Origin of the sequence: Rhodococcus opacus, from assembly GCF_012396235.1 — a bacterium.
Taxonomy (GTDB): domain Bacteria; phylum Actinomycetota; class Actinomycetes; order Mycobacteriales; family Mycobacteriaceae; genus Rhodococcus_F; species Rhodococcus_F opacus.
The window spans coordinates 236,215-259,121 of the sequence record NZ_JAAXPA010000010.1; the positions used below are offsets into that span (position 1 = coordinate 236,215).

Annotated in this window: 22 protein-coding genes; 16 read left to right on the plus strand and 6 right to left on the minus strand. The window is 68.9% G+C overall.

What is annotated here, in order from left to right; all coding sequences use genetic code 11:
• Positions 1–55 precede the first annotated feature (55 nt).
• Positions 56–913: a mycofactocin-coupled SDR family oxidoreductase gene (locus HGB39_RS16315; protein WP_005262287.1), complete on the plus strand. Its 858-nt coding sequence runs from the start codon at positions 56–58 to the stop codon at positions 911–913.
• Positions 914–974: 61 nt separating this feature from the next.
• Here the strand turns inward: HGB39_RS16315 and HGB39_RS16320 are convergent, their stop codons facing one another.
• Positions 975–1,313, minus strand: coding sequence for an MmcQ/YjbR family DNA-binding protein (locus tag HGB39_RS16320; protein ID WP_005262286.1), 339 nt, complete (start codon positions 1,311–1,313; stop codon positions 975–977).
• Between the two features lie 58 nt (positions 1,314–1,371).
• Here HGB39_RS16320 and rpe point away from each other — a divergent pair, with 58 nt between their 5' ends.
• The 15 genes from rpe to ppc all read left to right on the plus strand — a co-directional run bounded on the left by rpe (position 1,372) and on the right by ppc (position 17,666).
• A complete protein-coding gene (gene rpe / locus HGB39_RS16325; protein WP_005241758.1) occupies positions 1,372–2,055 on the plus strand; it encodes a ribulose-phosphate 3-epimerase in 684 nt (227 codons plus the stop codon).
• A 29-nt stretch (positions 2,056–2,084) separates the two neighbouring features.
• Positions 2,085–3,137: a bifunctional diaminohydroxyphosphoribosylaminopyrimidine deaminase/5-amino-6-(5-phosphoribosylamino)uracil reductase RibD gene (gene ribD / locus HGB39_RS16330; protein ID WP_005568399.1), complete on the plus strand. Its 1,053-nt coding sequence runs from the start codon at positions 2,085–2,087 to the stop codon at positions 3,135–3,137.
• An 11-nt stretch (positions 3,138–3,148) separates the two neighbouring features.
• Positions 3,149–3,757, plus strand: coding sequence for a riboflavin synthase (locus HGB39_RS16335; protein ID WP_005241761.1), 609 nt, complete (start codon positions 3,149–3,151; stop codon positions 3,755–3,757).
• An 80-nt stretch (positions 3,758–3,837) separates the two neighbouring features.
• Positions 3,838–5,091 carry a bifunctional 3,4-dihydroxy-2-butanone-4-phosphate synthase/GTP cyclohydrolase II gene (locus HGB39_RS16340; protein WP_009480441.1) on the plus strand — a complete coding sequence of 418 codons (1,254 nt, stop codon included), beginning with the start codon at positions 3,838–3,840 and terminating at the stop codon, positions 5,089–5,091.
• On the plus strand, positions 5,088–5,579 hold the full coding sequence (ribH, locus tag HGB39_RS16345) for a 6,7-dimethyl-8-ribityllumazine synthase (protein WP_005568405.1): 492 nt from the start codon (positions 5,088–5,090) through the stop codon (positions 5,577–5,579). Before HGB39_RS16340 ends, ribH begins: the two co-directional genes overlap by 4 nt.
• 13 nt (positions 5,580–5,592) lie before the next feature.
• The gene (locus tag HGB39_RS16350; RefSeq protein ID WP_005241776.1) at positions 5,593–6,045 is read left to right on the plus strand and encodes a PH domain-containing protein; all 453 of its coding nucleotides are present in this window, start codon (positions 5,593–5,595) and stop codon (positions 6,043–6,045) included.
• A gap of 68 nt (positions 6,046–6,113) precedes the next feature.
• Positions 6,114–8,297 carry an excinuclease ABC subunit UvrC gene (gene uvrC, locus HGB39_RS16355; protein WP_005568407.1) on the plus strand — a complete coding sequence of 728 codons (2,184 nt, stop codon included), beginning with the start codon at positions 6,114–6,116 and terminating at the stop codon, positions 8,295–8,297.
• A gap of 44 nt (positions 8,298–8,341) precedes the next feature.
• Complete coding sequence (gene rapZ / locus HGB39_RS16360) at positions 8,342–9,208, plus strand: RNase adapter RapZ (protein WP_050998569.1); 867 nt, start codon at positions 8,342–8,344, stop codon at positions 9,206–9,208.
• The gene (locus HGB39_RS16365) at positions 9,205–10,230 is read left to right on the plus strand and encodes a gluconeogenesis factor YvcK family protein (protein WP_037206106.1); all 1,026 of its coding nucleotides are present in this window, start codon (positions 9,205–9,207) and stop codon (positions 10,228–10,230) included. The genes rapZ and HGB39_RS16365 overlap by 4 nt, the downstream gene beginning before the upstream one ends.
• On the plus strand, positions 10,221–11,204 hold the full coding sequence (whiA, locus tag HGB39_RS16370; RefSeq protein ID WP_005262275.1) for a DNA-binding protein WhiA: 984 nt from the start codon (positions 10,221–10,223) through the stop codon (positions 11,202–11,204). The genes HGB39_RS16365 and whiA overlap by 10 nt, the downstream gene beginning before the upstream one ends.
• Before the next feature lie 262 nt (positions 11,205–11,466).
• Positions 11,467–12,486 carry a type I glyceraldehyde-3-phosphate dehydrogenase gene (gene gap / locus HGB39_RS16375; protein ID WP_005241784.1) on the plus strand — a complete coding sequence of 340 codons (1,020 nt, stop codon included), beginning with the start codon at positions 11,467–11,469 and terminating at the stop codon, positions 12,484–12,486.
• Between the two features lie 17 nt (positions 12,487–12,503).
• The gene (locus HGB39_RS16380) at positions 12,504–13,715 is read left to right on the plus strand and encodes a phosphoglycerate kinase (protein WP_005564784.1); all 1,212 of its coding nucleotides are present in this window, start codon (positions 12,504–12,506) and stop codon (positions 13,713–13,715) included.
• A 3-nt stretch (positions 13,716–13,718) separates the two neighbouring features.
• On the plus strand, positions 13,719–14,504 hold the full coding sequence (tpiA, locus tag HGB39_RS16385; RefSeq protein WP_005262267.1) for a triose-phosphate isomerase: 786 nt from the start codon (positions 13,719–13,721) through the stop codon (positions 14,502–14,504).
• 125 nt (positions 14,505–14,629) lie between these two features.
• Positions 14,630–14,863: a preprotein translocase subunit SecG gene (gene secG / locus HGB39_RS16390; RefSeq protein WP_005241788.1), complete on the plus strand. Its 234-nt coding sequence runs from the start codon at positions 14,630–14,632 to the stop codon at positions 14,861–14,863.
• Between the two features lie 46 nt (positions 14,864–14,909).
• Entirely contained in the window at positions 14,910–17,666 is a 2,757-nt protein-coding gene (gene ppc, locus HGB39_RS16395) for a phosphoenolpyruvate carboxylase (RefSeq protein ID WP_005564788.1), read from the plus strand.
• A 318-nt stretch (positions 17,667–17,984) separates the two neighbouring features.
• On the opposite strand, the gene pgl is transcribed toward ppc, so the two are convergent.
• The 5 genes from pgl to HGB39_RS16420 form a co-directional block, all read right to left on the minus strand.
• Positions 17,985–18,728, minus strand: a complete 744-nt coding sequence (gene pgl / locus HGB39_RS16400) for a 6-phosphogluconolactonase (RefSeq protein WP_005564790.1) — start codon at positions 18,726–18,728, stop codon at positions 17,985–17,987.
• Positions 18,721–19,632 (minus strand): glucose-6-phosphate dehydrogenase assembly protein OpcA, encoded by a 912-nt coding sequence (opcA, locus tag HGB39_RS16405; protein ID WP_009480448.1) that lies wholly within the window; start codon positions 19,630–19,632, stop codon positions 18,721–18,723. Before opcA ends, pgl begins: the two co-directional genes overlap by 8 nt.
• Positions 19,633–21,177 (minus strand): glucose-6-phosphate dehydrogenase, encoded by a 1,545-nt coding sequence (gene zwf, locus HGB39_RS16410; protein WP_064080808.1) that lies wholly within the window; start codon positions 21,175–21,177, stop codon positions 19,633–19,635.
• A 3-nt stretch (positions 21,178–21,180) separates the two neighbouring features.
• Positions 21,181–22,305, minus strand: a complete 1,125-nt coding sequence (gene tal, locus HGB39_RS16415) for a transaldolase (protein WP_005573327.1) — start codon at positions 22,303–22,305, stop codon at positions 21,181–21,183.
• A gap of 6 nt (positions 22,306–22,311) precedes the next feature.
• Positions 22,312–22,907, minus strand: a 596-nt coding sequence (locus HGB39_RS16420; RefSeq protein ID WP_281729906.1) for a transketolase-like TK C-terminal-containing protein, incomplete at its 5' end; no start/stop codon positions are given.

Genomic DNA, 22,907 nt, shown 5'->3' on the forward strand with positions numbered 1-22,907 from the left:
TTCTAATTCTTCTCGCGACAGAGACGTACGTCACGAAGCGAGTGGAGGACTTCAGATGAATCGGGTAGCGGGGAAGGTCGTTCTGATCACGGGAGCGGCGCGGGGTCAGGGTCGTAGTCATGCAGTGCATCTCGCCGACGAGGGCGCCGACATCATCGCCTTCGACCTCTGCGAGGACATCGCATCGAACGAGTACCCGCTGGCGACCGAGGCCGACCTCGAGGAGACGGGACGGCTCGTCGAGAAGGCGGGGCGCCGGGTCGTCACCGCCAAGGTGGACGTGCGTGACCGCGCGGCACTGCAACGCGAACTCGACGCCGCGGTCGCGACGCTGGGACGGCTGGACGTCGTGGTCGCCAATGCGGGGATCGCGCCCCTCGGGAACGACGTGCCCGTCGAGGGATTCGTCGATGCGTTCGACGTCGACTTCGTCGGAGTGATCAACACGATTCACTCGGCCCTTCCGCACCTGGACGCCGGTGCGTCGATCATCGCGACGGGATCGGTGGCCGGGCTGGTCCCGCAGACGGGCCTGAACGGTCAACAGGCCCTGCAGGGGCCGGGCGGTGACGGCTACGGGCTCGCGAAGAAGATGCTGTGGACGTACACCAACTCGCTCGCGCTCACCCTGGGCCCGAAGTCCATCCGCGTCAACGCGATCCACCCCACCAACTGCAACACGGACATGCTGCAGAGCCCTCCGATGTTCCGCACGTTCCGCCCCGACCTCGAGAACCCGACCGCCGAGGACGCGAAAGTCACGTTCCCGTTCATGCAGGCGATGCCAACCCCGTGGGTCGAGCCCGAGGACATCTCGCACGCGGTGGTGTTCCTCTCGTCCGACGAGTCCCGGTTCGTCACCGGTCAGCAGCTCCGCGTCGATGCGGGGGCGGGCCTCAAGCTCGGCGTCTGACGCCGATCCGATGAGGGTCCGGGCCGGTGTGCGGGCGCCGCCCGGGCCCTCGCCTTTCTCGTCAGGTCTGGTCGAACCGCTTGCGCAGCTTCGCCGGTGCCTTGATCCGCCAGGCGTCCTGCAGCAGCTCGGTCAGCTGCGCGACGTCGACACTCTCGAGGTCGACGAGGATCGAACCGTGACCGTCGTAGTGCGGAGTGGTGTAGAACGGCGCGCCCTGGGCCAGTAGCGCCGCCTTCTCGTCGAGGTCGCACATCACCACCAGGCCCCCGTCCGACTCGGCCCGCAACCGGGCGAGCAACGTGCCCGCCACCTTCAGCGCCGGAGTGCGGTACGACGTGCTCTCCTGCACCTCCGGCAGGGACGCACCGATCGCCACGACGTCCGTCCAGGTCGGCATGAGCTCAGTATGGACCGCGGGATCCGGCCCCGGCACGCGTACGACTAAACTGCGGCGCGTGGCAACCCCGATGATCGCACCGTCCATTCTGTCTGCCGATTTCGCGCGTCTCGCCGAGGAGGCGGACGCGGTCGCCGGTGCCGACTGGCTGCACGTCGACGTGATGGACGCACATTTCGTGCCCAACCTGACGCTCGGCCTGCCTGTCGTGCAGAGCCTGCTCGCGGCGACGGACATCCCGCTCGACTGCCATCTCATGATCGACGACCCCGGCCGCTGGGCGCCGCCCTACGCGGAGGCGGGCGCGCACAACGTCACGTTCCACGCGGAGGCGACCGACGACCCGCGGTCCGTGGCCCGGGACATCCGCGCCGCCGGCGCCAAGGCCGGTCTCAGCGTCAAGCCCGGCACGCCGATCGAGCCGTACCTCGAGATCCTGAAGGACTTCGACACGCTTCTCGTCATGAGCGTCGAGCCCGGCTTCGGCGGTCAGTCGTTCATCCCCGAGGTGCTGTCGAAGGCGAAGGCCGTCCGCAGGCTCGTCGACTCGGGTGAGCTGAGGCTGGTCGTGGAGATCGACGGCGGCATCAACGCCGACACCGTCGAGGCCGCTGCCGAGGCGGGCGTCGACTGCTTCGTCGCCGGGTCCGCCGTCTACGGCACGAGCGATCCCGCGGAGGCCGTGCGTGCCCTGCGCGCCAGCGCGGCCAAGGCGTCACCGCACCTGAGTCTGTCGCGGTAACGGCGCTCCGGCACATCGTGAACTCTCACGTGCGGCACGAGAATTCGGCTGCGGATCTCGACGCCGCGATGCAGATCGCCATCGGTGCCGCGGAGTCGGCGCGCGGATTCACCAGCCCCAATCCGGCGGTCGGCGCGGTGGTCCTCGACTCCGCGGGGCGCATCGCCGGTGTCGGGATGACGCAGCCTCCCGGCGGTCCGCACGCGGAGGTCGTCGCACTGCGGGAGGCGGGTGACGCCGCCCGCGGCGGCACCGCCGTCGTCACGCTGGAACCGTGCAACCACCACGGCCGGACCGGGCCGTGTTCGCAAGCGCTCCTCGATGCCGGTGTGATCGCGGTGCACTATGCGGTGGGCGATCCGAACCCCGAGGCCGCGGGCGGCGCGGAAACCCTCGTCTCGGCGGGGGTCGAGGTCACGTCCGGGCTGCGGGCCCAGGACGTCGAACGCGGGCCGCTCCGGGCCTGGCTGCACCGGCAGCGCACCGGACGGCCACACGTCACCTGGAAGTACGCGGCCACCCTGGACGGGCGCAGCGCCGCCGCCGACGGCACCAGCCAGTGGATCACCGGACCCGAGGCCAGGGAACGCGTCCACGCCGACCGGGCGAAACTCGACGCGATCGTGGTCGGCACCGGGACGGTGCTGGCCGACAACCCCCGGCTGACCGCCCGGATGCCCGACGGATCGCTCGCCGCTCACCAGCCGGTGCGCGTCGTCGTCGGACTCGGCGACATCCCGGCGGACGCGCGGGTCCTCGACGACTCCGCGCCCACCCTGCTGCTGCGCACGCGCGACCTGGACGAGGTCCTCGCCGCACTCGCCGAGTACACCGATGTGTTGCTCGAGGGCGGGCCCCGGCTGGCGGGCGCGTTTCTCGCCGCTGGCCGGGTCGACCGCATCCAGGCGTACCTCGCCCCGCTGGTCCTCGGCGCCGGCACGCCCGCGGTCGCGGAGGCGGGTGTGCACACGATCGACGGCGCGCTGCGGTTCCGTCACGAGTCGGTCGAAACAATCGGCCCCGATTTGTTGTTGAGTCTGGTTCCAGCAGTGTCCGAAAACCCTGACAGCCCCCAAACGTAGGAGAAGCCACAGTGTTCACCGGGATCGTCGAAGAGTTGGGTGAGGTCGTCGCCAAGGAGGAACTGGCCGACGCCGCACGGTTCACCGTGCGTGGTCCGGTCGTGACTTCCGACGCGTCACACGGTGATTCGATCGCGGTGAACGGGGTGTGCCTGACCGTCGTCGAGGTGCTGGCCGACGGCTCCTTCACCGCCGACGTCATGCAGGAGACGCTGAACCGGTCGAGCTTGCAGAAGATCGACGTGGGCAGCCGCGTCAACCTCGAGCGGGCCGCTGCCCTGAACAGCCGCCTCGGCGGCCACCTCGTCCAGGGCCACGTGGACGGCACCGGGCACATCATCAGCCGCAGCCCGTCCGAGAACTGGGAGGTCGTCCGCATCGCGTTGCCCGACGCCATCTCCCGGTACGTCGTGGAGAAGGGCTCGATCACGGTCGACGGTGTGTCGCTGACGGTCTCGGCGCTCGGCGGCGAACGCGGCGAGGAATATTTCGAGATCTCGCTCATCCCGACCACGCTGCAACTGACCACCCTCGGGGCGGCGTCCGTCGGGACGCCCGTCAACCTCGAGGTCGACGTGATCGCGAAGTATGTGGAGCGGCTGCAAGCGGCCGGCCGCTGAGTCGTACTGTTGAGGAGCATCCACGGATGCATCCGTTTGTATTCGAAGATGCCTAAGTCAAGACTTTGGAGACCGAGCACGTGACCAGGTTCGACAGTATCGAGCGCGCCGTTGCGGACATCGCCGCAGGCAAGGCAGTCGTCGTCGTCGACGACGAAGACCGCGAGAACGAGGGAGACCTCATCTTCGCCGCGGAGAAAGCCACCCCCGAGTTGGTTGCCTTCATGGTTCGATACACGTCCGGCTATCTCTGTGTGCCGCTCGACGGCGCCGACTGCGACCGCCTCGGCCTGCCCCCGATGTACGCCACCAACCAGGACAAGCACGGCACCGCGTACACCGTGACCGTCGACGCCCGGGAGGGCATCGGCACCGGCATCTCCGCGTCCGACCGCGCCGCCACCATGCGGTTGCTGGCCGACCCGTCCAGCGGCGCCCAGGACTTCACCCGGCCCGGCCACGTCGTGCCGCTGCGCGCCAAGGAGGGTGGCGTGCTGCGCCGTCCCGGTCACACCGAGGCAGCCGTCGACCTGGCCCGGATGGCGGACCTGCGGCCGGCGGGTGTGATCTGCGAGATCGTCAGTCAGAAGGACGAGGGCCACATGGCCCAGACCGACGAGCTGCGGGTCTTCGCCGACGACCACAACCTCGCGCTGATCTCGATCGCCGACCTCATCGCGTGGCGCCGCAAGCACGAGAAGCACGTGGAGCGGGTCGCGTCCGCGCGGATCCCGACCCGGCACGGCGAGTTCACGGCCGTCGGTTACCGGAGCATCTACGACGACGTCGAGCACGTCGCCCTGGTTCGCGGCGACCTGCCCGGCCCGGACGGCGACGGCAGCGACGTGCTCGTGCGCGTGCACTCCGAATGCCTCACCGGCGACGTGTTCGGTTCGCTGCGCTGCGATTGCGGGCCGCAGCTCGACGCCGCCCTGGACATGGTCGCGCAGGAGGGTCGCGGGGTGGTCCTGTACATGCGCGGACACGAGGGCCGGGGCATCGGCCTCATGCACAAGCTGCAGGCCTACCAGCTGCAGGATGCGGGTTCGGACACCGTCGACGCGAACCTCGAGCTCGGCCTGCCCGCCGACGCCCGCGACTACGGCATCGGCGCGCAGATCCTGGTGGATCTGGGTATTTCCTCGATGCGGCTGCTGACCAACAACCCGGCCAAGCGGGTCGGGCTCGACGGTTACGGACTGCAGATCACCGAGCGGGTGTCGATGCCGTTGCGGGCGAACGCCGAGAACCTGACGTACCTGCGCACGAAGCGCGACCGCATGGGCCACGACCTGATCGGGCTCGACGACTTCGAAGCGGGAGAAATGCTGTGAGTGGTGAGGGACTGCCGGAGCTGCAACTCGGTGAGGCGGGCGACCTCCGGCTCGCCATCGTCGCCGGCAGCTGGCACGCCGAGATCTCCGAGGCGCTGATCGCCGGCGCGCAGCGGGTGGCGGCCGGGGCGAACGTGAAGAACGTCACACTGGTCCGGGTCGCCGGTGCCATCGAGCTTCCGGTGGTGGCGCAGGCCCTGGCCCGCACGCACGACGCCGTCGTCGCGCTCGGTGTCGTGATCCGCGGCGGGACGCCGCACTTCGAATACGTCTGCGACGCCGTGACGGCCGGTCTGACCCGGGTCTCGCTGGACGAGAGCACCCCGGTCGGGAACGGTGTGCTCACCACGGACACCGAGCAGCAGGCCGTCGACCGCAGTGGCCTGCCCGGCTCCGTCGAGGACAAGGGCGGTCAGGCCTGCGCGGCCGCGCTCGACACCGCTGTCACGTTGGCGCGACTGCGCCGCGCCGAGGAGTCCTTCGTATGATCCGGATCCATTCATGACCACTCCCGAATCCGAGTGGACACTCGTCGCGACGCCACGCAAGTCGCGTCGGTACGCGATCGGTGTGGCGATCCTTCTCGTCGTCGTGCATGTGACGTTCGCAATCCTGCTGCGCGGCGATTCGACGGGCGTGTACTTCCGGCTCGCCGACCAGCTGGCGTTCGCGGGCATCGGCTGCCTCCTCGCGGCAGCGGTCCTGCTGCTGACCCGGCCCAGGTTGCGGGTCGGGCCCCGCGGCATCGCCGTCCGCAACGTCCTCGGGGAGCGCATCGTCGACTGGGACCTGTACGAGGGGCTGTCCTTCCCGGACGGCGCGGCGTGGGCCCGGATCGAGCTGCCCGACGACGAATACCTGGCCGTGATGGCCATCCAGTCCAACGATCGCGAATACGCCGTGGACGCTGTCGACCGCTTCCGCGCACTCGCGTCGGAGTACGCACCGTCCTGAACCCGGGGTCGCCCCTCCGCGACGTCGCGGATGCGGGGTTGGTCGGTGGCGCCGACTAACGTGGAGGGGTGCCCGATCCTTCGACATATCGCCCCGCGACCGGAACGATTCCGGTCGACCCGGGGGTGTACAAGTTCCGCGATCCGTACGGCCGGGTCATCTATGTCGGGAAGGCGAAGAGTCTTCGATCACGGCTGAATTCCTATTTCGCCGACGTCTCGACGCTGCACCCGCGCACCCGCCAGATGGTGACCACGGCCGGCAGCGTCGAGTGGACCGTCGTGAGCACCGAGGTCGAGGCCCTCCAGCTCGAGTACAACTGGATCAAGGAATTCGATCCCCGGTTCAACGTCCGCTACCGCGACGACAAGACGTACCCGGTTCTCGCGGTCACCCTGAACGAGGAATACCCCCGGCTGTTCGTCTACCGCGGTCCCCGGCGCAAGGGTGTCCGCTACTTCGGGCCCTACTCGCACGCGTGGGCCATCCGCGAAACCCTCGACCTGCTGCTGCGGGTGTTCCCTGCCCGCACCTGCTCGGCCGGGGTGTTCAAGCGTCACAACCAGATCGGCCGGCCCTGCCTGCTCGGCTACATCGACAAGTGTTCCGCGCCGTGCGTCGGACGCGTGTCCGCGGCTGAACACCGCAAGATCGTCGAGGACTTCTGCGACTTCCTGTCGGGACGCACCGACAAGCTGGTCCGGCAGCTCGAGGCCCGGATGCAGGAGGCGTCGGAAGAACTCGACTTCGAAACGGCGGCGCGGTTGCGCGACGACGTGGGCGCGTTGCGGCGGGCGCTCGAGAAGCAGGCCGTCGTGCTCGGGGACGGCACCGACGCCGACGTCGCCGCGTTTGCGACCGACGAGCTCGAGGCCGCGGTGCAGGTGTTCCACGTCCGCGGTGGCCGCGTGCGCGGTCAGCGCGGTTGGGTGGTCGAGAAGGCGGGTGACGTCATCGACTGGGCCAGCGTCGATTCCGAGGCGGGATCGGACCTGCCGCTGCTCGTCGAGCAGTTTCTCACCCAGTTCTACGGTGAGCAGGCGGCGCTGTCGGGCGCGACCGACCAGGAGGCCGGCACCAGCGGCGTGCCGCGGGAGGTCCTGGTGCCCGTGCTGCCGCCCGACGCCGAGCAGGTGCAGGAGTGGCTCAGCGGTCTCCGCGGATCCGCGGTCCGCCTCCGCGTGCCGCAGCGCGGCGACAAAAAGGCTCTCGCCGAGACCGTGCAGCGCAACGCGATGGAGGCACTGCAACAGCACAAGCTGCGCCGCGCCGGCGACTTCACGTCGCGGTCGGCGGCCCTGCAGGGCATCCAGGAGGCCCTCGACCTGGATTCGGCGCCCCTGCGCATCGAATGCGTCGACATCAGCCACGTGCAGGGCACCGACGTGGTGGCCTCCCTGGTCGTCTTCGAGGACGGCCTGCCCCGCAAGTCCGACTACCGGCACTACGCGATCAAGGAGGCCGCGGGTGACGGTCGCTCCGACGACGTCGCCAGCATCGCGGAGGTCACCCGGCGGCGGTTCCTCCGGCACAACCGCGACGTCGGGGTGCTGCGCGCCGAAGCGGCCGGGGCGGACGCCGACCAGGTGTCGGGCGGGGACGGCGGCGACCTCGCCCCGGAGGCGGCGATCGATCCGCAGACGGGCAGGCCGCGGCGGTTCGCGTACCCACCGAACCTGTTCGTCGTGGACGGCGGAGCCCCGCAGGTGGCCGCGGCCTCGGCGGTGCTCGACGAACTGGGCATCACCGACGTCGCCGTGATCGGGCTGGCCAAGCGGCTCGAGGAGGTGTGGGTGCCGGGGGAGGAGGACCCGGTCATCCTCCCGCGCACGAGCGAGTCGCTGTACCTGCTGCAGCGGGTGCGCGACGAGGCGCACCGTTTCGCGATCACGTTCCACCGCAGCAAGCGGTCCCGCCGGATGACGGCGTCCGCGCTCGACTCGGTCCGCGGGCTCGGCGAGACCCGGCGCAAGGCCCTGGTGACGCATTTCGGATCCGTCGCCCGCCTCAAGCAGGCCTCCGTCGAGGAGATCACCGCGGTCCCCGGCATCGGAACGGCCACGGCGAAAGCGGTACTCACCGCTCTCGGGGCGGAGGAACCGTCTGCGGACGTCGCGGGAGTGGGGGATGATGAACCAGATCGGAACGGGCCGGGCACGGCAGAACAGAACGGCGCGGACATTCCCCGCGAACCGGTAGCACAGCACGGCCCGGCAGCACAGAGCGCATCGCAACGGACAGGTGTCGAGTGAACGAGCAGCACGCGCAGAGCGACCGTCCACCCACGGTCCGGCCGATGGACTTCCTTCTCGTCACCGGGCTCTCCGGGGCGGGTCTGCAGACGGCGGCGAAGGTCCTCGAGGACCTCGGGTGGTACGTCGCGGACAACCTTCCCCCGGAACTGATTTCCCGGATGGTGGATCTGAGCCTGGAATCCGATTCGCGGCTCGAGCGGCTCGCCGTCGTCATCGACGTGCGCAGCCGGTTGTTCACCGGCGACCTCGGCTGGGTCCTCACCGAACTGGAGAGCAAACCCGTGCACACGCGGGTGCTGTACCTCGACGCGTCGGACGAGGTCCTGGTGCGCCGTTTCGAGCAGGTGCGCCGCAGTCACCCGCTGTCGGGGGGAGGCGCCGAGGGCACCCTGTCGGAGGGCATCGCCGCCGAGCGCGATCAGCTCGCGAAGGTGAAGGCCGCCGCGGATCTGGTGATCGACACGTCGTCCCTCGCCGCCCACCAGTTGCGGCAGAAGATCGAGGACGCGTTCGGCGACGCCGAGAACCGGACCATGCAAGTAACAGTCCAGTCGTTCGGTTTCAAGTACGGTCTTCCGATGGACGCCGATCTCGTCTGCGACGTCCGCTTCCTGCCCAACCCGCACTGGATTCCCGAGTTGCGTCCGCACACCGGGCAGAGTGCGGACGTGCGGGACTACGTGTTGTCGCAGGACGGTGCCGAGGACTATCTCGCCACATATCACCACCTGCTGGATCTGACGATCGCGGGATATCGTCGGGAGGGGAAGCGCTACATGACCATCGCGGTGGGATGCACCGGAGGGAAACACCGGAGTGTCGCGATGTCGGAGGCCTTGGCCAGCCGCCTCGGACAGGACTCCGGGCTGAACGTGCGTGTCGTCCATCGTGATCTGGGGCGCGAATGAGGCCGGTGCACCAGCCGCCTGCGATCGTCGCGCTCGGCGGGGGCCACGGGCTGTTCGCCACCCTCAGTGCCGCGCGCCGGCTCAGCCGTGACGTCACGGCCGTCGTCACCGTCGCGGACGACGGCGGATCCTCGGGACGGCTGCGCGCCGAACTCGGCGTCATCCCGCCGGGGGATCTGCGGATGGCGCTCGCCGCACTCGCCGCGGACGACCCCGAGGTGCAGGACTGGACGGACACCATCCAGCACCGATTCGGCGGAATCGGCGCCCTCGCCGGCCACTCGGTGGGCAATCTCATCCTGGCCGGCCTCACCGAAGTGCTCGGCGACCCCGTCGCCGCGCTGGACGAACTCGCGCGGCTGCTGCGGATCAACGGGCGCGTGCTGCCGATGTCGCCGATCGCCCTGGACATCGAAGCCGACGTGCAGGGTCTCGAGGCGGACCCGCGGGTCAGCCGCTGCATCCGCGGTCAGGTCGCGGTCGCGACCACCCCCGGCAAGGTGCGCCGCGTGCGGCTGCTGCCGGCGAATCCGCCCGCATGCCCGGACGCGGTCCGGGCTATCGACGTCGCCGACATGGTCGTCCTCGGCCCGGGGTCGTGGTTCTCCAGCGTCATCCCGCACGTCCTCGTGCCGGAACTCCTCGACACGCTGATCGCCACCGCCGCGCGGAAGGTGCTGGTGCTCAACCTGGCTCCGGAGCCGGGCGAGACGGCAGGATTCTCCACCGAGCGTCATCTGCACGTACTGTCCCAACACGCACCCGAACTCACCGTCGACTTCGTCGTTGTCGATTCGGGTTCGGTGCCACCGGGGCGCGAGCGCGAGCACCTCGCCCGCGCCGCCGGACAGTTCCAGGCACGCGTCGTGTACGCCGACGTGTCGGAGCACGGCACCCACACGCACCATGCAGGAAAACTTGCGTCCGTTCTCGAACAGCTCTGGAGCGACCCCGATGCGGGGTCTCGGGGGAGCGAAGTGGCCGGGACACCAGAGGAAAGGGAGAGCGCTTCGTGGCAATGACAGCAGAGGTCAAAGACGAACTCAGTCGTCTCGTCGTCACTCATGTGAGTTGCCGGAAGGCCGAGGTCTCGTCGCTGCTGCGGTTCGCCGGGGGATTGCACATCGTCGGTGGCCGGGTCGTGGTCGAGGCAGAAGTGGATCTGGGGTCCACGGCCCGCCGGTTGCGCCGCGAGATCTTCGACCTGTTCACGTACAGCGCCGACGTCCACGTTCTCAGCGCGGGCGGGCTGCGCAAGTCGTCCCGCTACATCGTGCGGGTCGCGAAGGAGGGCGAGGCACTCGCCCGCCAGACCGGTCTCCTGGACCTGCGGGGGCGCCCGGTGCGCGGGCTTCCCGCGCAGGTCGTCGGTGGCAGCGTTGCCGACGCGGAAGCCGCGTGGCGCGGCGCGTTCCTGGCGCACGGTTCGCTGACCGAGCCGGGTCGGTCGTCGGCGCTCGAGGTCAGCTGCCCCGGCCCGGAGGCGGCGCTCGCGCTCGTCGGGGCGGCGCGCCGGCTGGGCATCTCGGCGAAGGCCCGCGAGGTCCGTGGCACCGACCGGGTGGTGATCCGCGACGGCGAGGCCATCGGCGCACTGCTCACCCGGATGGGCGCCCAGGACACCCGCCTCGTGTGGGAGGAACGTCGCATGCGCCGGGAGGTCCGTGCCACCGCCAACCGGCTCGCCAACTTCGACGACGCCAACCTGCGCCGGTCCGCGCGGGCGGCCGTCGCGGCCGCTGCCCGCGTCGAGCGGGCCCTCGACATCCTGGGTGACGAGGTTCCCGACCATCTGGCGGCGGCCGGTCACCTCCGGGTGGAGCACCGGCAGGCGTCCCTCGAGGAACTCGGCCAGCTCGCCGATCCGCCGATGACGAAGGACGCCGTCGCCGGCCGCATCCGGCGGTTGCTGTCGATGGCGGACCGCAAGGCAAAGGAAACCGGCATCCCCGACACCGAGTCGGCCGTCACCGCAGACCTTCTCGACGACGCCTGACCGTCGTCGGCGGTCCCCTCGCACCACCCCCACTCCCGGACGAACGGGACGCTCGTTGCGTCAGATCGAACGAGCGTCCCGTTCGTTCGGGTCGGGGCGGCCCGGAAACGGGTGCCGGAGGTGACTGCGCGCGCGCGTGGCCCGCGCACTAGGGTTAGAGCCACATCGACCGATGAACCCTCGCGCCGACCACCCGTCGGTGGTGTCGTAGCGGCGCGGGAGCAGAGCTGCACAACCAGAATCATGCGCAAAGGAGCAGATTGTGACTGTCCGGGTAGGCGTAAACGGTTTCGGCCGTATCGGACGTAACTTCTTCAGGGCGGTGGACGCGCAGAAGGCGCTCGGAACCACCGACATCGAGATTGTGGCGGTCAACGACCTCACGGACAACGCTACGCTGGCGCATCTCCTGAAGTACGACTCCATCCTGGGTCGTCTCCCGCACGACGTCTCGCTCGAGGGTGAGGACACCATCGTCGTCGGAAACCAGAAGATCAAGGCACTCGCCATCAAGGAAGGGCCCGCGGCGCTTCCGTGGGGTGACCTGGGCGTCGACGTCGTCGTCGAGTCCACCGGCATCTTCACCGACGCAGCCAAGGCGAAGGGCCACCTCGAGGCCGGCGCCAAGAAGGTCATCATCTCCGCCCCGGCCAAGGGCGAGGACATCACCATCGTGATGGGCGTCAACGACGACAAGTACGACGGCAGCCAGAACATCATCTCCAACGCCTCGTGCACCACCAACTGCCTCGGCCCCATCGCCAAGGTGCTCGACGACGAGTTCGGTATCGTCAAGGGCCTCATGACCACGGTCCACGCCTACACCCAGGACCAGAACCTGCAGGACGGCCCGCACAGCGACCTGCGTCGCGCCCGCGCCGCCGCACTGAACGTGGTCCCCACGGGCACCGGTGCCGCCAAGGCCATCGGCCTGGTCCTCCCGCAGCTGCTCGGCAAGCTGGACGGCTACGCGCTGCGCGTCCCGATCCCCACGGGCTCGGTCACCGACCTCACCGCGAACCTGAAGAAGTCGGCCAGCGTCGAGGACATCAATGCCGCGATGAAGGCTGCCGCCGAGGGACCGCTCAAGGGCATCCTGAAGTACACGGACGCTCCGATCGTGTCGTCCGATATCGTCACCGACCCGCACAGCTCGATCTTCGACTCCGGCCTCACCAAGGTCATCGACGATCAGGCCAAGATCGTGTCCTGGTACGACAACGAGTGGGGTTACTCCAACCGTCTGGCCGACCTCATCGGTCTCGTCGCCAAGTCTCTCTGAGCGAAGGTCCGGTAACAGTGGCAGTTCAGACTCTCGACGACCTGCTGAACGCTGGGGTCGAGGGGCGCGCCGTGCTGGTGCGCTCCGACCTCAACGTTCCGCTCGACGGTGACCGGATCACCGATCCCGGGCGCATCATCGCTTCCGCGCCGACGCTGAAGGCGTTGGCGGAGGCGGGCGCCAAGGTCATCGTCACCGCCCATCTGGGTCGCCCCAAGGGTGAGCCCGACCCGCAGTACTCCCTCGCACCGGTCGCGGTGAAGCTCGCCGAGGTGCTGGGACGCAACGTCCAGCTCGCCGGCGACGTCGTCGGGCAGGACGCTCTGGCACGTGCCGAGGGGCTCACGGACGGCGACGTTCTCCTGCTGGAGAACATCCGCTTCGATCCGCGGGAGACCAGCAAGGACGAGGCCGAGCGGACGAAGCTCGCCAAGGCCCTGGTCGAGCTCGTCGGCGACGACGGCGCGTTCGTGTCCGACGGGTTCGGTGTCGTGCACCGCGCGCAGGCGTCGGTGTACGAGGTGGCCAAGCTGCTCCCGCATTACGCGGGCAGGCTCGTCGAAGCCGAGATCAAGGTGCTCGGCAAGCTCACCGAGGAGCCCGAGCGGCCGTACGCGGTCGTGCTGGGTGGGTCCAAGGTGTCGGACAAGCTCGCGGTGATCGAGGCGCTGGCCCCCAAGGTCGACACCCTCGTCATCGGTGGCGGCATGTACTACACGTTCCTGGCGGCGCAGGGCGTGTCGGTCGGCAACTCGCTGTGCGAGGAGTCGATGATCGACACGTGCAAGGCGCTGCTCGAGCAGTACGCCGACGTGATCCACATTCCGCAGGACGTGGTCATCGCCGATTCGTTCTCGGCCGACGCCGAGTCGAAGATCGTTTCCGTGCTCGAGATCCCGGACGGCTGGATGGGTCTCGACATCGGACCGCAGTCGGTTCGCCGGTTCGCGGCGATCCTGACCAGCGCGAAGACCGTGTTCTGGAACGGCCCGATGGGTGTGTTCGAGTTCGCGAAGTTCGCCGCGGGCACCAAGGGTGTCGCCGAGGCGATCATCGAGGCCACCGGGAAGGGCGCGTACAGCGTCGTCGGTGGCGGTGACTCCGCCGCGGCGGTGCGCCAGCTCGGTCTGCCCGAGGACGGGTTCTCGCACATCTCCACCGGTGGCGGCGCCTCCCTCGAGTACCTCGAGGGCAAGGAACTCCCCGGCATCGCAGTTCTGGAGGCCTGAGACATGGCACGGAAGCCGCTGATCGCCGGCAACTGGAAGATGAATCTGAACCATCTCGAGGCCATCGCGCTGGTTCAGAAGATCGCCTTCTCGCTCCCGGCGAAGTACTTCGACAAGGTCGACGTGACGGTGATCCCGCCGTTCACCGACATCCGCAGCGTGCAGACCCTCGTCGAGGGCGACAAGCTCCTGCTCACCTACGGTGCGCAGGACGTGTCGGCCCACGATTCGGGTGCGTACACCGGCGAGATCAGCGGCTCCATGCTGGCCAAGCTGGGCTGCACGTTCGTCGTCGTCGGGCACTCGGAGCGCCGGACCCTGCACTGCGAGGACAACGACACCGTGCTGGCCAAGACCAAGGCCGCGCTGAAGAACGGGATCACCCCGATCGTCTGCATCGGTGAGGGTCTCGACGTCCGTGAGGCCGGCGAGCACGTGTCCTACAACGTCGAGCAGTTGCGGGGCTCGCTCGCCGGACTGTCCGCCGAGGACGTCGCCAAGGTCGTCATCGCGTACGAGCCGGTGTGGGCCATCGGAACCGGCCGCGTGGCCAGTGCCGCGGATGCGCAGGAAGTGTGCGCCGCGATCCGCGCCACGCTCGGTGAGCTCGCCTCGCCGGACGTCGCGTCCGGTGTCCGCGTTCTGTACGGCGGCAGCGTCAACGCCAAGAACGTCGGCGAGATCGTCGGTCAGACGGATGTGGACGGCGCACTGGTGGGCGGCGCCTCGCTGAAGGCTGACGAGTTCGCCACGCTGTCGGCGATCGCCGCGGGCGGACCTCTGCCGTAAGGCGCCTTCGGCGCCCGTGCGCCTTTCCGGTAGCTGTAGGTACCGGAAAGGCGCACGGGCGCGGAGCGCCTGTAGGGTGTACGAGGTCGTTGTTGTTCCTACTGGATGGGTGGACGTAGACAGACATGGAACTGTTCCTGGATATCTTGCTGGTGGTCACCAGCTTGCTGCTGATTCTGCTGGTGCTGCTGCACCGCGGTAAGGGCGGCGGTCTGTCCAGCCTGTTCGGCGGCGGTGTCCAGTCGAGCCTGTCCGGTTCCACCGTGGTCGAGAAGAACCTCGACCGGCTCACCGTCTTCACCGGCCTGATCTGGTTGATCGCCATCATCGGCATCGGCCTGGAGATCAAGTTCGGCTGATCTGCTTCACCATGCAGACGGGCCGTCACCGGTCGATACTGGATGCATGATCGAAACCCCACGTGAGGCCACTGAACCACTTCGCGAAGACATTCGGCTCCTGGGCGGCATCCTCGGTCAGATAGTGCGGGAACAGGCCGGGGACGGCGTCTTCGACCTCGTCGAGAAGGCCAGGGTCGAATCGTTCCGGGTTCGTCGTTCCGAGATCGACCGCGCGGATCTGGCGGACATGTTCACCCAGGTCTCCACGAGCGACACCATTCCCGTCATCCGGGCCTTCAGCCACTTCGCTCTCCTGGCCAATCTTGCCGAGGACATCCACCGCGAACGCCGGCGTGCCGTCCACGTCGCCGCCGGTGAACCCGCCCCCGACAGCACCCTGACCGCCACGTTCGCCAAACTCGACGCCGCGCACCTCGACAGCGCCGTCGTCGCGGACGCGTTGCGCGGGGCGCTCGTGTCGCCGGTCATCACCGCCCATCCCACCGAGACCCGCCGCCGGACGGTGTTCGAAACCCAGTCCCGGATCACGGAACTGATGCGCTACCGCGAGCGCACCGCCCTGACCGAGACCGAGACGGCCGACGTCGACGTCCGGCTGCGGCGGCAGATCCTCACCCTCTGGCAGACCGCACTGATCCGGTTGTCGCGGTTGCGGATCCAGGACGAGATCGAGGTCGGGCTGCGGTACTACGACGCGGCACTGTTCGAGGTCGTCCCGAAGATCAACGCCGAACTGCGCACTGCCCTGCGGTCGCGGTGGCCGGACGCGGATCTGGGCGGGGAACCGATTCTGCGTCCCGGGTCGTGGATCGGCGGAGACCGCGACGGCAACCCCTACGTCACCGACGAGGTGGTTCGGCAGGCCACCACCCGTGCCGCGGCCACCGCCCTCGAGCATCACCTCGGCGAACTCGAGACGCTCGAGCGCGAACTGTCGATGTCGGCTCGCCTCGTCACCGTCACCCCCGGGCTCGACCTCCTGGCCGCGGCGTCGCAGGACGATTCCCCGTTCCGCGCCGACGAACCCTACCGGCGCGCGGTGCGGGGCATCCGGGGGCGTCTCACGGCCACCGCGCACCGCATTCTCGGTGAGGCACCCGATCACGGGCTCGACCTCGGGCTCGCACCGTACGACACCCCGCGGCAGATGCTCGACGAACTCGACATCGTCGACGACTCCCTGCGGCGTGGTGGCGACGGCACCATCGCCGACGACGGGCTGGCGAACCTGCGGGATTCGGTGGCGGTGTTCGGTTTCCACCTCTCCGGTCTCGACATGCGGCAGAACTCGGACGTGCACGAGACCGTCGTCGCCGAGCTGCTGGCGTGGGCGGGCGTGCACGCCGACTACCCGTCGCTGTCCGAGGACGAGCGGGTGGAGCTGCTGTCGGCGGAGCTGTCGACCCGGCGCCCACTGACCACCGCGAACGCGAAGTTCAGCGAGCTGACCGCGAAGGAGCTCGCCATTCTCCAGGCCGGCGCCGACGCGGTCCGGACACTCGGTGCGGGTGCCGTGCCCAACTACATCATCAGCATGTGCACCTCCGTCAGTGACATGCTCGAGGCCGCGGTGCTGCTGAAGGAGGTGGGCTTGCTCGACCCCGGATCAGGGGAGGCCCCGTCCTGTCCGGTGGGCATCGTGCCGCTGTTCGAGACGATCGAGGACTTGCAGCAGGGTGCCGCCACCCTCGAAGCCACCCTGGAGGTGCCGATCTACCGGGCGCTGGTGACCTCGCGCGGCGACTCCCAGGAAGTGATGCTCGGGTACTCCGACTCCAACAAGGACGGCGGCTACCTGGCGGCCAACTGGGCGCTGTACCGCGCCGAGCTGGATCTGGTGGACGCCGCACGCAAGACGGGAATCCGGTTGCGGCTCTTCCACGGTCGCGGCGGCACCGTGGGTCGCGGCGGCGGCCCCAGCTACGAGGCGATCCTGGCGCAACCGCCCGGCGCGGTGGCCGGCTCGCTGCGGATCACCGAACAGGGCGAGGTGATCGCCGCCAAGTACGCGGAACCCCGCCTCGCGCAACGCAATCTCGAAACGCTACTCGCCGCGACCCTCGAAGCCACCCTGCTCGACGTCGAGGGACTTGGCGACGACGCCGAACCTGCGTACCGCATCCTCGACGAGCTCGCTGCGCTGGCCCGCCGCGCCTATGGCGAATTGGTGCACGAGACACCCGGATTCGTGGAGTACTTCGAGATGTCGACTCCGGTCGCGGAGATCGGGGCCCTCAACATCGGCAGCCGGCCCGCCTCACGGAAGCAGACCACGTCCATCTCCGACCTCCGGGCCATCCCGTGGGTGTTGTCGTGGAGTCAGTCCCGGGTCATGCTGCCCGGGTGGTACGGCACGGGTGCGGCGTTCGAGGAATGGACGCAGGGCGACCCCGAGAGGGTGGCCACACTGTCCCGCCTGTACGCGAAGTGGCCGTTCTTCCGGACCGTGCTGTCGAACCTGGCCATGGTGATGTCGAAGTCCGACATGGGCCTCGCCGCCCGCTACGCGGAGCTGGTTCCCGACGAGGAACTCCGCCGACGGGTGTTCGGCAAGATCGCCGAGGAACACGAGCGGACGATCCGGATGTACAAGGCGATCACCGGGAACGACACCCTGTTCGCCGACAACCCCGGTCTGGAGAGGTCGGTGCACAACCGGTTCCCGTACCTCGAGCCCCTCAACCACCTGCAGGTGGAACTGCTGCGCCGCTACCGGGCCGGGGACGACAGTGATCAGACGCGCCGCGGCATCCAGCTCACGATGAACGGGCTGGCGACCGCGCTGCGCAACAGCGGGTAGCCGGACGGGTTCCCGCGCCCCGTGAGATTTGCGTGAACTTTCTTGCGGGGCGGGGGAACCGAACCGTCCGTCGCTGCGTCAAAACGGGAAAGAGCACGAACGTTTCCGAGACGAATTGGGGCGACGGATGAGACGCTGCGCGGGCAACCCGGACTATTGGCGCGGGGGAATCGGACGGCGGGGGACGAGCACGGCGTTTCCGCGTCGTGCCGGTCGGATCGTCACCGACTGCCGGGTCACCCGGTCACCGGTCGAGCAGGACCCTCGGTCGCCCGCCGGGTTACCGGCGGACGACGAGGACCCCGTCGGATAAGAGCGTCAGTTCGGCAGCCGGGACGCGGCCGACGTGTCGAGCAGCCACCGGGTCGCGGACAGCCCGCGGGCCCCGGACGCCGGGATCTCGACGGGGGGAGCGCCCGCGATGGCGGCGGCCACGGCCTCGGCCTTCGCGTCACCCGACACGACCAGCCACACCTCGTCGGCGTGCCGGACGGCGGGCAGGGTCAGCGTGACCCGCACCGGCGGCGGCTTGGGGGAGTCCGTCACCGCGACCACGAACCGGTGCTCCTCGCGGACCGCGTCGGTGTCGGGGAACAGCGAATTGACGTGTCCCTCACCCCCCATGCCGAGCAGGTGGACATCGAACACCGGGACCTGCTTGCCGCCGGCATGCGCCCCGAGTACCTGCGCATACGCGACGGCGGCCGCCTCCGGATCGTTCTCGTAGATGCCGTCCGCGACGGGCATGGTGTGCACCCGGTCGGGATCGACGTCGACGTGGTCGAGCAGCGCGGCCCGCGCCTGCACGTCGTTGCGTTCCGGGTCGCCGGCCGGCAGGAAGCGTTCGTCACCCCAGAAGATGTCGATCGCACGCCAGTCGATGTCGCCCGGGTTCTCCCGGACCTTCTCGAGCAGGCCGATCCCGGTGCCGCCGCCGGTGAGGACCACCGACGCCGTGCCGCGGTCCTTCTGGGCGGCGACGACGGTGTCGACGAACCGCTCCGCGGCCTTCGTCACCAGCGTGTCGGTGTCGGGGTGGACCTCTACGTGGATGTCACTCATACGTCACCTTCGTCAGCCCGGCGAGCGCGGTCTCGTAGACCTCGTCGGGGTCGAGTCTGCGTAGTTCTTCGGCCAGGCACTCGCTCGTTTCCCGCCTGCGGAGCGCGACCCGCGCATCGGGCTTGCCGGTGCGTGACAGCGTCGCCGTGGTACCCGTCTGGGGGCGGCTGATGGTCAACGCACCACCGTCGGCGAAGTTGATCTCCACGAACAACGGGCCGACCCGCCGGGTGACCGGGACGTCGACGCGGCTCGCCAACCACCCCGCGATCATGTCGACGGCGGGTTCGTCCACCAGTCCGGACACCACCGCCGACGTGATCGGCGAGTGCGGCGGCTGGTCGACGGCCGAGGTCAGGAGCGCACGCCAGTAGGTGATGCGACTCCAGGCCAGGTCCGAGTCACCGGACGAGTACGACGCCAGACGGCTCTTGATCTCCGCAGCCGGATCCGCGCGATCGGTCGCGTCGGTGATCCGCCGGATCGCGAGCTTGCCCACCGGATCCTCGGCGGGAACCTCCGGGGCGGTCTCCGGCCACCACACGACGACGGGAGTGTCGGGGAGGAGGAACGGCACCACCACGCTGCTCTCGTGGTCGGCGAGCTCGCCGAACAGGCGGAGCACGACGACCTCCGACGCGCCGGCGTCGCCGCCGACGCGGATCTGCGCGTCCAGGCGGGGTTCCGCGTCACGGGACCCCCAGGCGACGACGATGACCCGGCACGGATGCTCCCGGCTCGCCTCGTTGGCGGCGTCGATGATGTCCTCCGAGTACTCACTGTCGCGGGTGCACACCACCAGCGTGAGTACTCGTCCCAGGGTCACCGCGCCGCCGGTCTTGCGCAGCTCCACCAGTTTCTTGTTGACCTGCCCGGTGGTGGTCGCGGGAATGTCGGTGATCATCTACGGCCTTCTCCATTCGCGACCGGTGCGGTGCATCATTTCGTCTGCCGACGGCGGGCCCCACGTGCCGGCCTCGTACGGTTCCGGCCTGCCGTCCGCGGCCCAGTGCTCGAGCACGGAGTCGAGGATTTCCCAGGACAGTTCCACCTCGGCGTTCACGGGGAACAGCGAGGGCTCACCGAGGAGCACGTCGAGGATGAGGCGCTCATACGCCTCGGGCGACGACTCCGTGAACGCCTGACCGTAGCTGAAGTCCATGTTGACGTCGCGGACTTCCATGCTCGACCCCGGCACCTTGGACCCGAACCTCATGGTCACACCCTCGTCCGGCTGCACCCGGATGACGAGGGCGTTCTGCCCCAGTTCCTCGGTCATGGTCTGATCGAACGGCAGATGCGGTGCGCGCTTGAAGATCACGGCGATCTCGGTGACCCGACGTCCGAGCCGCTTCCCGGTGCGGAGGTAGAACGGCACCCCCGCCCAGCGGCGGGTGTCGACCTCGAGGGTGATGGCCGCGAACGTCTCCGTGGTGGAGTCCTTTGAGAACCCTTCCTCCTCCAGCAGTCCGACCACCCGGGTACCGCCCTGCCAGCCGCCCGCGTACTGCCCGCGCGCGGTGGTCTCGTCGAGCGGCTGGGCGAGCCTGGTGGCGGAGAGCACCTTGATCTTCTCCGCCTGCAACTCGGACGGTTCGAAGCTGATCGGCTCCTCCATCGCGGTGAACGCGAGGAGTTGCAGCAGGTGATTCTGGATGACGTCGCGTGCCGCCCCGATGCCGTCGTAGTACCCGGCGCGTCCACCGAGACCGATGTCTTCGGCCATGGTGATCTGGACGTGATCCACGTAGTGGGCGTTCCAGATCGGATCGAACAACTGGTTCGCGAAGCGCAACGCCAGGATGTTCTGGACGGTTTCCTTGCCGAGGTAGTGGTCGATCCGGAAGACCGTGTCCTCCGGGAAGACCTCGTTCACGACCGCGTTGAGCTCACGTGCGCTCTCGAGGTCGTGACCGAACGGCTTCTCGATGACCACCCGACGCCACTGGTCGTCGTTCGACTGCGCGAGACCGGCTTCGGACAGCTGCTTCAGGACGACCGGGAACGCGTCCGGCGGAATCGCGAGATAGAACCCGTGATTGCCGCCGGTCCCGCGTTCGCGTTCCAGCGTCCCGAGAGTGTTGGCCAGTTCCTGGAAGGCCGCCGGGTCGTCGAAGGTGCCCTTGACGAAACGCAGGCCCTCCGACAGTCGCTCCCAGACGTCCTCCCGGAACGGGGTGCGGGAATGGTCGCGGACGGCATCGTGGACGATCTTGCCGAAGTCCTCGTCCGACCAATCCCTGCGGGCGAACCCGACGAGAGCGAACCCGGGCGGCAGAAGACCACGATTGGCCAGATCGTAGATGGCGGGCATCAACTTGCGCCGGGCCAGGTCGCCGGTGACACCGAAGATCACCAGCGCACAGGGCCCGGCGATGCGTGGTAGGCGCTTGTCCCTACCGTCGCGGAGTGGATTGACCCAATCGTCTGACGCTGCGGGCTCGCTCACGTATCAGCTCTTCTGCCCTGCTGCGCGCAGCTGCTCCGCGGTGGCCTCCAGAAGCTCGGTCCAGGACACCTCGAACTTGTCGACGCCCTCGTCCTCGAGGACCTTGAACACGTCGGTGAGATCGATGCCGACGGCGCTGAGCTTGTCGAACACCTGCTGCGACTCGACCGCGGTGCCGGACACCGTGTCGCCGGCGACCTCACCGTGATCGGCGAACGCGTCGAGAGTCTTCTCCGGCATCGTGTTCACCGTGTTCGGAGCCACCAGTTCGGCGACGTACAGGGTGTCGGGGTAGTCGGGGTTCTTGACTCCGGTCGACGCCCAGAGCGCGCGCTGCGGGCGCGCACCGTCGGACAGCAGACCCTGGAACCGCGGCTGCACCTCGAAGACCTGCTGGTAGGCGGCGTACGCGAGACGGGCGTTGGCGAGCGCCGCCTTGCCGCGCAGCGCGAGCGCCTCAGGGGTGCCGATCTTGTCGAGCCGCTTGTCGATCTCCGTGTCGACGCGGGAGACGAAGAACGAGGCCACCGAGTGGATGCGGGACAGGTCGTGACCGGCCGCCTTCGCGGCCTCGAGGCCGTCCAGGTAGGCGCCCATGACGAGTTCGTAGCGTTCCACGGAGAAAATCAGCGTGACGTTGACGCTGATGCCCTCACCGAGCACCTTGGCGATGGCCGGGATACCGGCCTCGGTGGCCGGGATCTTGATGAACAGGTTCGGGCGGTCGACGATCTTCCACAGTTCGACGGCCTGCGCGACGGTCTTGTCGGCGTCGTGCGCGAGGCGCGGGTCGACCTCGATGGAGACCCGGCCGTCGACGCCGTGGCTCGCCTCGAACTGCGGGGCGAGGACGTCGCAGGCGGCGCGCACGTCGTCGGTGGTCACCGTGCGGATGGTGGCCTCGACGTCGGCACCGCGCTCGGCGAGCTCCCGGACCTGTGCGTCGTAGACGTGGCCCTTGCTGAGTGCGGCCTGGAAGATCGACGGGTTGGTGGTGACACCGACGACGGACTTGGTCGCGATGAGTTCGGCGAGGTTGCCGGACTCGATGCGGTCACGGGAGAGGTCGTCGAGCCACACCGACACGCCTGCTTCGGAGAGCTTCTGGAGGTTGGGGTTCTGAGTCATGGCTGTCTATCCCTTCACGCGTGCGAGTGAGCGCTGTGCGGCGGCGGTGACGGCTTCGGCGGTGAAGCCGAACTCGCGGAACAGGGTCTTGTAGTCGGCGGAGGCGCCGAAGTGCTCGATGGAGACGATTTCGCCTGCGTCGCCGACGAAGCGGTGCCAGGGCATGGCGATGCCGGCTTCGACGGAGACCCGCGCCTTGACCGTCGGGGGGAGGACGCCGTCGCGGTAGGCCTGGTCCTGGGCGTCGAACCATTCGACGCACGGCATGGACACGACCCGGGTGGGGATGCCGTCGGCCTCGAGGGTTTCGCGGGCGGCGACGGCGAGCTGCAGCTCGGACCCGGTGCCGATGAGCACGACCTCCGGTGCGCCGGTGGAGGCGTCGGCGAGGACGTAGCCGCCGCGGGAGACACCCTCGTAGCTGGTGCCCTCGAGGACGGGTAGGTCCTGGCGGGTCAGGGCGAGGCCGGCGGGAGCGCGGGTGGCCTCGTCGGCGCCCTTCTCGAGGACGGCGCGCCAGGCGTGGGCGGTCTCGTTGGCGTCGCCGGGTCGCACGACGTACAGGCCGGGGATCGCGCGCAGCGCGGCGAGGTGCTCGATCG

What these genes read in the sequence shown, in the direction of transcription:
- HGB39_RS16350 (WP_005241776.1), top strand. Translation starts at nt 5,593, where the DNA reads ATGACCACTCCCGAATCCGAGTGGACACTCGTCGCGACGCCACGCAAG.
- rapZ (WP_050998569.1), top strand. Translation starts at nt 8,342, where the DNA reads ATGGACTTCCTTCTCGTCACCGGGCTCTCCGGGGCGGGTCTGCAGACG.
- HGB39_RS16365 (WP_037206106.1), top strand. Translation starts at nt 9,205, where the DNA reads ATGAGGCCGGTGCACCAGCCGCCTGCGATCGTCGCGCTCGGCGGGGGC.
- opcA (WP_009480448.1), bottom strand. Translation starts at nt 19,632, where the DNA reads ATGATCACCGACATTCCCGCGACCACCACCGGGCAGGTCAACAAGAAA.
- tal (WP_005573327.1), bottom strand. Translation starts at nt 22,305, where the DNA reads ATGACTCAGAACCCCAACCTCCAGAAGCTCTCCGAAGCAGGCGTGTCG.
- tpiA (WP_005262267.1), top strand. Translation starts at nt 13,719, where the DNA reads ATGGCACGGAAGCCGCTGATCGCCGGCAACTGGAAGATGAATCTGAAC.
- secG (WP_005241788.1), top strand. Translation starts at nt 14,630, where the DNA reads ATGGAACTGTTCCTGGATATCTTGCTGGTGGTCACCAGCTTGCTGCTG.
- HGB39_RS16315 (WP_005262287.1), top strand. Translation starts at nt 56, where the DNA reads ATGAATCGGGTAGCGGGGAAGGTCGTTCTGATCACGGGAGCGGCGCGG.
- HGB39_RS16320 (WP_005262286.1), bottom strand. Translation starts at nt 1,313, where the DNA reads ATGCCGACCTGGACGGACGTCGTGGCGATCGGTGCGTCCCTGCCGGAG.
- ppc (WP_005564788.1), top strand. Translation starts at nt 14,910, where the DNA reads ATGATCGAAACCCCACGTGAGGCCACTGAACCACTTCGCGAAGACATT.
- pgl (WP_005564790.1), bottom strand. Translation starts at nt 18,728, where the DNA reads ATGAGTGACATCCACGTAGAGGTCCACCCCGACACCGACACGCTGGTG.